General features: G+C 65.6%; 8 protein-coding genes and 1 pseudogene. 6 read left to right on the forward strand and 3 right to left on the reverse strand.

What is annotated here, in order from left to right; translation table 11 throughout:
* The first annotated feature begins 9 nt into the window (after positions 1-9).
* Together AB0B61_RS53320 and AB0B61_RS53325 are read left to right on the forward strand one after the other, a co-directional pair.
* Complete coding sequence (locus AB0B61_RS53320) at positions 10-1275, forward strand: hypothetical protein (RefSeq protein WP_358449256.1); 1266 nt, start codon at positions 10-12, stop codon at positions 1273-1275.
* Positions 1276-1377: 102 nt separating this feature from the next.
* Positions 1378-2163: pseudogene (locus tag AB0B61_RS53325) on the forward strand (IS256 family transposase); the annotation flags it as partial.
* An 80-nt stretch (positions 2164-2243) separates the two neighbouring features.
* Here AB0B61_RS53325 and AB0B61_RS53330 read toward each other — a convergent pair.
* The 3 genes from AB0B61_RS53330 to AB0B61_RS53340 form a co-directional block, all read right to left on the reverse strand.
* The gene (locus tag AB0B61_RS53330; RefSeq protein ID WP_358449258.1) at positions 2244-2438 is read right to left on the reverse strand and encodes a hypothetical protein; all 195 of its coding nucleotides are present in this window, start codon (positions 2436-2438) and stop codon (positions 2244-2246) included.
* Between the two features lie 1075 nt (positions 2439-3513).
* The gene (locus tag AB0B61_RS53335; protein WP_358449260.1) at positions 3514-4869 is read right to left on the reverse strand and encodes a transposase; all 1356 of its coding nucleotides are present in this window, start codon (positions 4867-4869) and stop codon (positions 3514-3516) included.
* A complete protein-coding gene (locus AB0B61_RS53340; RefSeq protein WP_358449262.1) occupies positions 4866-6017 on the reverse strand; it encodes a hypothetical protein in 1152 nt (383 codons plus the stop codon). Before AB0B61_RS53340 ends, AB0B61_RS53335 begins: the two co-directional genes overlap by 4 nt.
* Positions 6018-6523: 506 nt before the next feature.
* On the opposite strand from AB0B61_RS53340, the gene AB0B61_RS53345 reads away from it, so the two are divergent.
* The 4 genes from AB0B61_RS53345 (at position 6524) to AB0B61_RS53360 (ending at position 9952) form a co-directional block, all read left to right on the forward strand.
* Positions 6524-8095 (forward strand): Mu transposase C-terminal domain-containing protein, encoded by a 1572-nt coding sequence (locus AB0B61_RS53345; RefSeq protein ID WP_358449264.1) that lies wholly within the window; start codon positions 6524-6526, stop codon positions 8093-8095.
* Between the two features lie 108 nt (positions 8096-8203).
* Positions 8204-8701, forward strand: a complete 498-nt coding sequence (locus AB0B61_RS53350) for a hypothetical protein (RefSeq protein WP_358449266.1) — start codon at positions 8204-8206, stop codon at positions 8699-8701.
* The gene (locus AB0B61_RS53355; protein WP_358449268.1) at positions 8682-9461 is read left to right on the forward strand and encodes an ATP-binding protein; all 780 of its coding nucleotides are present in this window, start codon (positions 8682-8684) and stop codon (positions 9459-9461) included. The genes AB0B61_RS53350 and AB0B61_RS53355 overlap by 20 nt, the downstream gene beginning before the upstream one ends.
* The gene (locus AB0B61_RS53360; RefSeq protein ID WP_358449270.1) at positions 9458-9952 is read left to right on the forward strand and encodes a hypothetical protein; all 495 of its coding nucleotides are present in this window, start codon (positions 9458-9460) and stop codon (positions 9950-9952) included. Before AB0B61_RS53355 ends, AB0B61_RS53360 begins: the two co-directional genes overlap by 4 nt.
* Positions 9953-9980 lie beyond the last annotated feature (28 nt).

Genomic DNA, 9980 nt, shown 5'->3' on the forward strand with positions numbered 1-9980 from the left:
GGATACTGCATGTCGATGATCGAATATGACAGTCCAGCCTCGTTCCGCGGTCAGCTCCAACGGGGACGCGGTGCCGCAGTGCATCGCACGTCGACCGCCCCCGGCGCCGCCGACGCGGTGTATGAGTGCGTGATTACGGACACGCGCTGGGACCGACAAGTTGATCAACGCGACAGCTACCTCGCCGGTCTCATCGCTCGGCTCGACCTGCCACTGGCACCGATCCAACAGCACCTGCTCACGTACGACGGCGAGGACGCCGAACCGGTTGAGCTTGCCTTGCAGGTCCTTGCCCTGCTTCCGATGGTCGGTCGACTCGACGCGGCGGCCGTGCTGCGCGGGTACGCGATCGATGGGCCGCATTGGTCCACGGCACTGGAGGCGATCGGCGACAGCGGGGCGACGAAGCTTCCCGCCATCTGGGACGGGCTCGCTGACGACATCATCGCCAACCGCGACGATGCCCAGCTTGCACAGGCGATCTGGTGCGACACGGAGCCGTGGACGACGTTCGCGCAGTCCCAGCCACGGGTCCGGCGAATCATCGACGAGCTCAAGGCCTCCCGTTCACCCGGACCGGCCAGGCACGGCACACGACCCGAAATCGTCGCCATCGACAACGAAGACCTGATCGGGCTTGTCGCTGCCGGCGGCTCCGAGCGGCGGCGGGCGCTGGAGGAACTGGGTAGGCGCGGCGATCGCATCGTCTTCGACTTCGCCGAAGACCCCGGCCTACGCAACGCGGCCGGGTGGCTGCCGGGTATCCCACAGGCGCTCCACCACCTTGGGCCAGACGCGCTGCCACGCGCCCGCACGTGGATCGGCAGCGGCGACGACACACTCGTCGCGTTCGGGGAGCGTGTGGTGGCAGAGGTCGGTGACCGGGGCGATGCGCCGGTGTTGCTGGCCGCGTTGCACCGCACAGTCGTCGCTGGGGAATGGTGCGCTGCCGAGGTTCCAGCACGAGGCCTGGGCCGGTTGGGGATCCATGAAGCCGCGAGCGAGCTCATGGCCGCGTGGGAAGGCACGGTTCATTCACTTGCCCGGGAAGCTTTCCTGGACGGGCTTCGGGGATGTGCGCCGCATGAAGCCGAAGCCGTCATGGTCGAGGGACTTGACGATTGCGAGCCAACGGTTCAGCAGCGCGCGTGTGAGGCAGCGCCAGATACGGCCGCAGTCCGCTCGCGTCTGCGGGAGTTGACTGCCGATCCCCTGGCACCTGAGGTTCATGAGGCCGCGAACACGAAACTGCAGGTCCTGGCCATCAGTCCCTGAGCTTCTCACCCGCGCAGCATTACCTGACCAGAAACCGGCGTCGACCTGCGGGGAAGCACTACCAAGATCGGGTCATGGCCCCTTTCTTACGTATTCAGTTCCCAGCCCCTGGACGGCGGCCCTTACACCTTCGTGTGGATCGACGCGCTGACCCAGAAGGTGCGCGAGGGTGGCCGCACGGTGACGGTGCACGCCCTGGTCGCTACCGGCGTCAACGCCGGCGGGCAACGGGAGATCCTCGGCCTGGACGTGGTCTCCAGCGAGGACGGCGCGGGCTGGCTGGCGTTCCTGCGCGGCCTGGTCGCCCGTGGCCTGTCCGGGGTTCACATGGTCACCTCCGACTGTCACGCCGGGCTGCGCGACGCGATCGCCTCCACCCTGCCCGGCGCCTCCTGGCAGCGGTGTCGCACCCATTACGCGAGGAATTTGCTCTGCCGCGTTCCGAAGTCGGCGCAGCCGTGGGTGGCGACCATGCTGCGCACCGTCTTCGAGCAGCCCGACGCCGAGTCCGTCTACGCCCAGCACCGGCACGTCGTGCAGACGCTGGAGGCCAAGTATCCGGCCGCGGCCGAGCACCTGGACGAGGCGCGCGAGGACATTCTCGCCTTCGCCGCCTTCCCCAAAGCCGTCTGGCGCCAGACGTGGAGCAACAACCCCCAAGAGCGCCTGAACAAGGAGATCCGCCGCCGCACCGACGTCGTCGGCATCTTCCCCAACCGCGACTCGATCATCCGGCTCGTCGGCGCGGTGCTGGCCGAGCAGAACGACGAATGGACCGAGCAACGCCGCTACCTGGGCCGGGAGATCCTCGCCGAATGCCGGAAGAAGACCGATTCCAAAAATGAGACAAACGATGCTAAAGTGAATATTGAGGCGATTGCCTCCTAATAGTCCACCGGGTTACAGGTGGCCTTCTCAAACACCATCTCCCTGGGCGCGGCCCAGCCCAGGGGCGGCCATCAGGCGGGTCAGGCCTCGCTGTCGTCCCAGCGGTAGTGCCCTCGCAGCAGGTGCTGCTCACGATCCGACAGCCCGGACACGGCCAGGAACTCCTCCAGGCTCGTCCGCACCCGGCCGGGACAGTGCCGCCAGGCGTGCAGGACCGCGTTATCCCCCAGGACGGGCACCTGTCCGTCGCTCGCAGGCTCTCCACGCTTGGTCACCAGGCCACCGTAACGGGACCACCGCGCATCAGCAGCGAAGCACCAAACACAGCGGTGCCCCGGGACGCATGAAGCCAGAGGCGATCCCGGGGCTTATGCCGTCCACGCTAACAGCCACAGCCGCAGGAGAGCCTGAAGACCACCCATGTCTTGGGTGACGCAGAACAACGGCACGCGAGACGCAGAGCTTTGGCAACGAGCGGCACAGATCTATGAGCGCGCGGTCGTCCATGCCACCCCTTCACCCTGAGTTCTCGAGGAGGGTCAGGGAAGCCTCCTGCCGCACGTCCACCCCCAACAACCTCACGGTGACCGCGACTGCGCACTTCGGGTGGAAGTCGGCCGGTGATAGCCAGCTCCGAGAGGAGAGCGCTTCACAGAGCGGTACCAAGCACGACTGCGAAAACGTTCGTGAACGCGTTCGGGGCCACAGGGTGACGCGGTCGCTGTCATAGGTCCGCGCTTCACTGGGTCCGTTCGCCGCTACCCATAGCCCCTGGGACTGGTCGGCAAAGTTGCAATGGCCATTGGTCACAGCGTTTCAGTGCGCAGGTCAAACGGCTAGTTCTCTGGTTCCAGTGATCCAATACTAATGATCGCTTCTGGTGTGTATTCCTCGCTGCTGCAGTCTCGATGACGTTTCCCGGTGCAGCCCTGTGAACACCTGCATGTCAAAGGCCAAACGGTCACGATGGCTTCATTGGCGTTGGTCATCACTTTGCAGGCAGTCCGGCGAGATGGGATCATCAACAGGGGCTGAGCAACGACTGGTGACAGCGCAATGTGGGCGCCGGGCGGCAAAGGTGGCCTGGTCTGGGACGCTGCCACCGGCGCCAAGCCGATTAAAGTCACTCACACGAACTGAGGTGGCTATCGGTCCGGAGCGGGGTCGAGGCAATCGCGATACGTCTCTTGGCTCGCTTCGCCCCATCCTGACGATGCGGCACCCGCTCGCCAGCGCAACAGCCCGACCGCACGTGCCTTGGAAGTCAGTGCGTGCCTAATGTGCCGAAGAGTTCATTGGGGCTCTGAACTGCGGGAAGAGGGCGGCAACCCAAGATCGCTCTTGGGGCCGTCATATGCCGGGCGGCTGTCCGTCGGTGGTTGCGGAGCCTGGAGGCAGGCGGCCTGTCATGCGGAGTTCGTCGCGTAGGAGGTGGTGGATGCGGGGCCATACGTCGGCGTCGGTCCAGGCAAGGATGCGTTGCCGGCAGGTGGCCCAAGAGCATCCGATAGCGGAGGTGGGAACCTCGTGCCAGGGCCTATCGCCGGCCATCAGGTAGAGGATGCCGGCTAAAACGACGCGGTCGTCGATGCGTCCGCCTTGGGTACGACGGGACTGGGGTTGGGGCAGCACGGCAGCCACTTGCTTCCACAAGGTCTTGGAGATGGGCGCGGCGCGTGGTCGCGGATGGTTCGGTTTAGGGGCGGAAGGGGCTGGCCGGAGCATGGATGGGCGCAGTTGCTTGACTCGATCGCGAGGAAGGCCGCCGGCGCGGGCCATGTCGATGAGGGCGGCCTTGATCCATTCGTAGGTGATGAGACCGCCGTCGCTCTGTCGAATCAGCGGGTCGGTTGGTCTTCGGGTGGCCAGGAGGCACTGCAGCACGGCGCGTGTGGAGGCAGAGATGGGGATTACCTCGTCGTGCTCGTCGCTGTGCGGGATGACGATGACAGCGCGGAGGTCGCCGTCCGGGGTAGCGACGTCGAGGACCTGGCTAGTGTCCAGTCCGGCGAGGAGGGTGATGGTGAGGTCGTTGTCATTGAGCAGGGCGATGGCCGCAGCGTGCCTCGGCCATCTGCTCGCAAGACGGGCGCATCCCGACTGTATCTGTTGGCGTTCGGCTGGGCTGAGGGGCGGCGACTTGGCCTTGGGGAGAGCGGGGGGCACGGCCAGGCCGGCGGCCGGATTAAACGGTACAAGGCTATGGCGAAGGCTGAATTGGTAGAACGATCTGATGACAGCTAATCGGTGCGTGGCCCGGATGTGGACGAGGTGGTCTCGATATGCTGCCAAGTCGTGTGCGGTGAGGCCGAACAGATCCGATCCGATGGTGGTGTCGTGCAGCCAGCTCAGAAAAGCGGCTAAGCCTCTGAGATAGTTTTGTCTGGTGGTAGCGGACTTGTAGGTAAGCAACCAGGCATGCAGGGCTTGTTTGATGCGCCTATCGCTGGATGACAGGAGGGCGTTAACATGGTGGACCGTTTCTGTTAACGTATCGCTGGCGGAATCGCGAGTCGGCTGAAGCCCGGGAATGGCGCCGAAGGAGTAAAACGGGCCACCATGGGCCTCAATGATTTCGGTGATACCGGCCTCGCCTTGACCGTTGCGTGAATTGGGTGGTGAATTTCGAGGCTGGATGAGGGGAGCCGGGGCTCCGGGCGAAGCGCTGACGAAGGACGATGCTTGCAGGCTGCCGGGGTCAGTCATCGCCGATACCGCTTCTGGCGTTGTGCGACCCCGGCGGCCAGGTGGGTGTCCCAGCGTTGCAGGGCCGCGTTGCAGACAAGGGCACGGTCGATGTCGTCCCCTGCTGCGCAACCATGGAGGGCACGCATCACGGCCGAGGGCTTGCTGGCGCGTATCAGCGCTGCGGCGACGCTATGCCGCATGACCGCTGGCGAGGCCGGACCGTCCAGAGGGATGACGGCCTGGCGTGCGAGGCGCCAGAGCAGCTCGCCGGTGTACGAGGGTCGCAGCAGCGTCCCGTGGGCGGCGACGAAGAGCGGCCCGAGAGTACGTCCCGGTTGCAGGCAGGCGCTGAGCAGGCTGGAAACGTGGGGTCCGAGGTCGTAGACGCGCTGGCGATGCCTACCATCAGGTGCCGGTCGACGCAGGCGGTGGTGTGTACCCCCGCGCGTGAGGTCGTGAAGTGAGCAGGTTCGCGCCGGGCTGACGTTGCAGGCCGTGCCGATCAACAGGCCGAGCCAGGCCTGCTGTCGGCGGCTTTCATGGACGCTGGCCCAGGCGAGCAGGTCGTGAAGGTGTTCCGCAGGCGGGTACCGCCCGGTGGCCGCACGCGAACCTGGCGGGTGTTGGATGCTGGTGAACGGATTGCGCGTGGTGAGGCCGCAGGCGTGGAGAAAGCTGTACCAGGAGGTCACGACCTCGATGCGCAGCCGGCACGAGGCCGCCGACAGCCCGGCGGCATAGGTGCCGGCCGCATATGACAGCGCCTCCTGCTGGGGGATATCGGCAAGGGGCAGTCCTCGCCTCTGCACCGACCACAACCGCCACGACATGGCCCGCGTGTGGCTCGCCTGGGTCGTGCGGGAGCCATGTTCGTCCGAGCCCAGCCACGTGCGGCCAGCAGCGCGGAGTAGATCAGGAACCGCGATACGGCGCAGGAGGGCGTTCAGTACCCCAGCGGTGCGGGCGGGAATCGCGCTTCCCTTGCGGGGAAGACGAAGCGGTAGGTCGGGCACCGCGGCCAGGCACCAGCGGTCAGCGAGTTGGCCGATCGCGTCGTGGTCTTCGGCGCGGCGCTGATCGAGGCGCGATGGTGGCGACGGCTGGGTCTTGACAGGCGAGGATGCCTGGGGGCCGAGCACCTTCAGTGAGCCACGGCTCGTCATCATGACACCCGGCGGGCGAGGCGCGGGGGTACTGGGCAAGGAGGTGCTGGGCACGGCATTCGTCCAGCGTGCGCGGCACTGCGAGATGAGCGGACCGGGGCGACTTCGATGACAGGTGGCCGGTGAAGTTTCGGCATCGGCCGCCGGGCGAGCGATGTGGTGGCCGGGGACCGGTTGATGCCCGGCGCCCTTTGCTTTGCCGAGCGCTTTCCGCTCTGTTGCGCAGAGACGATTATCTTTCGTGTTCTTTTCTGGAACTCGCGACGTTTCACGCCGATCCCTCTGTCCACGCAGTGGAAATGAATGTAATTCAGTTTCATGTGCCAGGCGCTCGTTAGACGGCCGCTCTTATCTTCGGACGGGTGCGAGCGGAAATCGAGAGGTTTCGCCGGAAAAATCTTGTATAAGGTCTATGCTGCGCTCGGGAAATACGGTAGAACGATGGCATAAATCTCCGCCCATTGACTCAGGTGCGCATCCTTCGCCACAGAGGCCGGGAAGGAGGACGAATGAATCGCACGACGCCGGTGGACCAGTCGGCCAAGGACGCGTCCGCGGTGAAAGCAGACGAGCTGCGCGCGTCGGCGGTGCGGCACTTGCTTGCGCTCCAGGACCAGGGCCGCTTGACCAGTGAGCAGGTCCGCACGGTTGCCTGTTGTTTCGGCCGGTGCGAGCGAACCGTCTACAACTGGCTGAAGAAGGCGAATGCGGCCAAGCGGAAGCAACGCCCCCGGTTCGAGGCCACCGAAGCTATCCGGGTCAAGTACGCCTTCTGGCAGGGGAACGTCTCGGCGGTGCACCGGGAACTGGTCGAGGAGGCCAACGCCGGCGGGCCGCCCGCTTTCAGCCTGAGTACCCTGCGGCGGGCGGTGATGCGCGATCTGAGCCCGGGCGAGCGGGCAGGGCTGCGCGATGGGGAGCGAGCCCAGCGAGCCCACTTCGTCTACCTGCAGCGTCCGGCGCTACACCGCAACGCGGCGTGGGAGGGCGACCATGTGGAGGCCTCGGTGGAGGTCGAGCTCGATGGACGCCTGCTCAAGCCCTGGGTGACCTGGTTCATCGATACCAAGACCAAGATCATAACGGGGCTGGCGGTGAGTGCGGACACTCCCAACCGCTCCAGCGTGCTGCTCGCCCTGCGCAGCGCCCTGTCGACCGACGAGTCCCACCTGCCGTTCGGCGGGTTGCCTGAACGCATCCGCGTTGACCAAGGAAAGGATTTCGGGTCCAAGGCCGTGGCCGTCGCGCTGGGCCAGCTCGCGGTGGTTCTCGATCCCCTGCCCGGCTACCGGGCCCATCTCAAGGGCACGGTGGAGGCACTGAACGGCGCTGTGGAGAAGATGTTCTTCGCCGGTCTGCCGCGCCATACGCACCGCCAGCGTTTGATCAACGGTAAGCACTACGACCCTGATCAGCCGCCGCTGCCCTTCACCACATTCGTCGGCCTCCTGATGGAGTGGGTCGAGGGGTGGAATAACAAGCATGTCAACGACACCCTTGGCACCACGCCGGCCCAGGCCTGGCACGACGATCCTGCCCCGATCACCGAGGTCAGCCGTGAGGAGCTCCGCCTGCTGACGCTGGAGGACGACCGCAAAGTGCGCACCATCACCTCCAAGGGCATCCACCGGGGCAAGAAGCGCCGCTATGTCGCACCGTGGATGACCGACGAGGTGGGCCTGATTGTCAAGCTTCGGTTGCTGCCTCACTACGAGGACGAGGTGGAGGTGTTCGACGCGCGCGACGACCGCTACCTCGGGGCGGCGTTCCTGTCCGACCGGTCCAACGCCGACGATCGAGCGGAAATGTACCGCGCCCGGGCGAAGACAACGCGCCGGACTAATAACACGCAGCAGACGGCCGCGAGCGTGATGAAGATGCGCTACCGCCCGGTCACCTCGGCTGAACCGCCGCGCCGCATGACGGTGCTTGCTGCCGAGGAAACCAACAAGAAGGGTGAAGAGCCCAACCAGGACGCGATGGCCGCGCTGGCCATCGTCGAGCCGCCACCTCGCGATGAAGACCTTCCCGCAGGGTGGGTGTCCCCGCTTAGTGGTAAGCGGAAGGCGGCGTCCGCCTAGAGCAGCGAGGGCTGCCGAGGTCGGGTGTTTGCTTGCCCCGTTGCCTGCTTCTTCGTGTCGACCCGCTGTGAGTCGAAGGGCTGATCCATGATGGTGCCCCGCCCCCCGATGCTGCCCAGCAACGTGCACTTCCTGACACGTTCGTTCGGTGAGGTACTGGTCCTGCCGCACGGTCCAGTGCTCTCCGTTCCCATCCAGCGGCTCACCGATGGCATGCTCGACCTGGCTGTGCAGGACCGGAAGATGCTCTTCATTCACGGAGACGCCCAGCAGCGGGCAGGCATCGTCAGCCGGTTGCGTGAGCACGCCGCGCAGGGGTTGTGCTACTGCAAGCTGCCGCCTTACGCCTCTTCCGTCCAGGTTCGGACCGTGTTGTGTGAGGCTCTAAGACTGGATCGGTCGGTGCGCGGGCGCCCGCACCCGGTTGATCGCCTGATCCACAACGCCCTTGCGGAAGCATCGCGGGTCGTCGTCTTCGACCAGGCGCAACATCTGCACTCCACGGGGTCCGAATACGTGCACTACCTGTGTGAACGTGCCGACACCCTGTTCATCTCCGTCGTCCATTCCGCTTCGGGAGACCCCCATGCCGATGCAAGTGCCTGATGTGCTTCCCGCCGAAGCCAGCGACCACTACCTGAACCTTCCTCATGCGCAAGTGGTGGCGACCGACGCGCTCCTCACGACGCGAGGCAACCTGCGTGAGGTGATCGACGCCAGGGCGATGATGTGCGTGCACGGCGATGCCGGGCTGGGAAAGACCTTCTCGGTCAACGCCTCGCTGCGCGACCTTGCGCCCGGCCAATCCCATCGCATCCAATTCCGTGAACGGCCCACCCCGCGTTATATCCGGCACAAGTTGTTCGAGACGCTGAAGATCGGTGGCCGTATGCCCAGCAGGCCGGCCGAGTTCGACAAGCTACTCAGGAACGTGCTGGCCGAAGAGTTCCGTGTCTTCGTCTGCGACGAAGCGCAATGGCTGTCCACCGAATGCTTCGAGTACTGGCGTCACCTGTGGGATGACCGCGATACCGACCTCGCGGTCGTGTTCGTGGGGGGAGACAAATGCTACGAGGTGTTGGACTCCCAGCCCATGCTCGCCTCACGCATGTACGTCTGGCAGGAATACCGGCAGTTGACCGAGAAGCAGGTCCGGGAGGTCATTCCGGCGTGGCATCCGCTCTGGGCGGAAGCCGACCGGGCCGACATCGACTTCGTCTACCGCCACGCGGCGCGCGGCAACTTCCGCATCTGGGCCAAGATCACGCATCAGCTGTTGCGCATGCTGTCCCAGCATGGTCAGGAACGTGTTGACCGTGTGGCGATCCGAAAGGTGTTCGCTCGTCTGGGCGGTCACCTGATATGAGCCGTGCCCTGCCGGAGCCGACGGTCGTCCCCTCCCCGGTGACGATCGTTCTCGATCCGCGCGATGATGCCGACTGCCTCCATCACGCGCTGGCCGCCCATGACCCCGCCGGCGGATGCATCACCGTGCATCCCACACCCGGCACCACCACGGACGGTCACCTGTGCCTGGATGTGCTCATCGCGCTCGGCAAACCGGCTCATCAGGCCGCCAGCTTGTCGGGACGCGCCAGCGGCGAGCAGGCCGCAGCCGCGGCCACCGCGTGGCTGGACGGCGCCCGAGTCTGGCTGATCATCGTTTTACGCGGCCACCTGCTCTCGCCGGCCCAGCGGGCGCGCCTGGTGCGACTGGCGTGCGACAGCGGTGCGAAACTCATCGTCGTCTGGCATGCCCGGCCCGAACAGGACTGGGCGGCCTGTTTCCCGTGGCGTTCCCCCCGGGGTGTGGACACCCGGTTTCATGCAGCCAGTGACGTCATCCTAGCAAGCTGATCTTCATAGATGGCCGGAGGTAGGTTCC

Source organism: Nonomuraea sp. NPDC049158 (genome assembly GCF_040648335.1).
Classification (GTDB): domain Bacteria; phylum Actinomycetota; class Actinomycetes; order Streptosporangiales; family Streptosporangiaceae; genus Nonomuraea.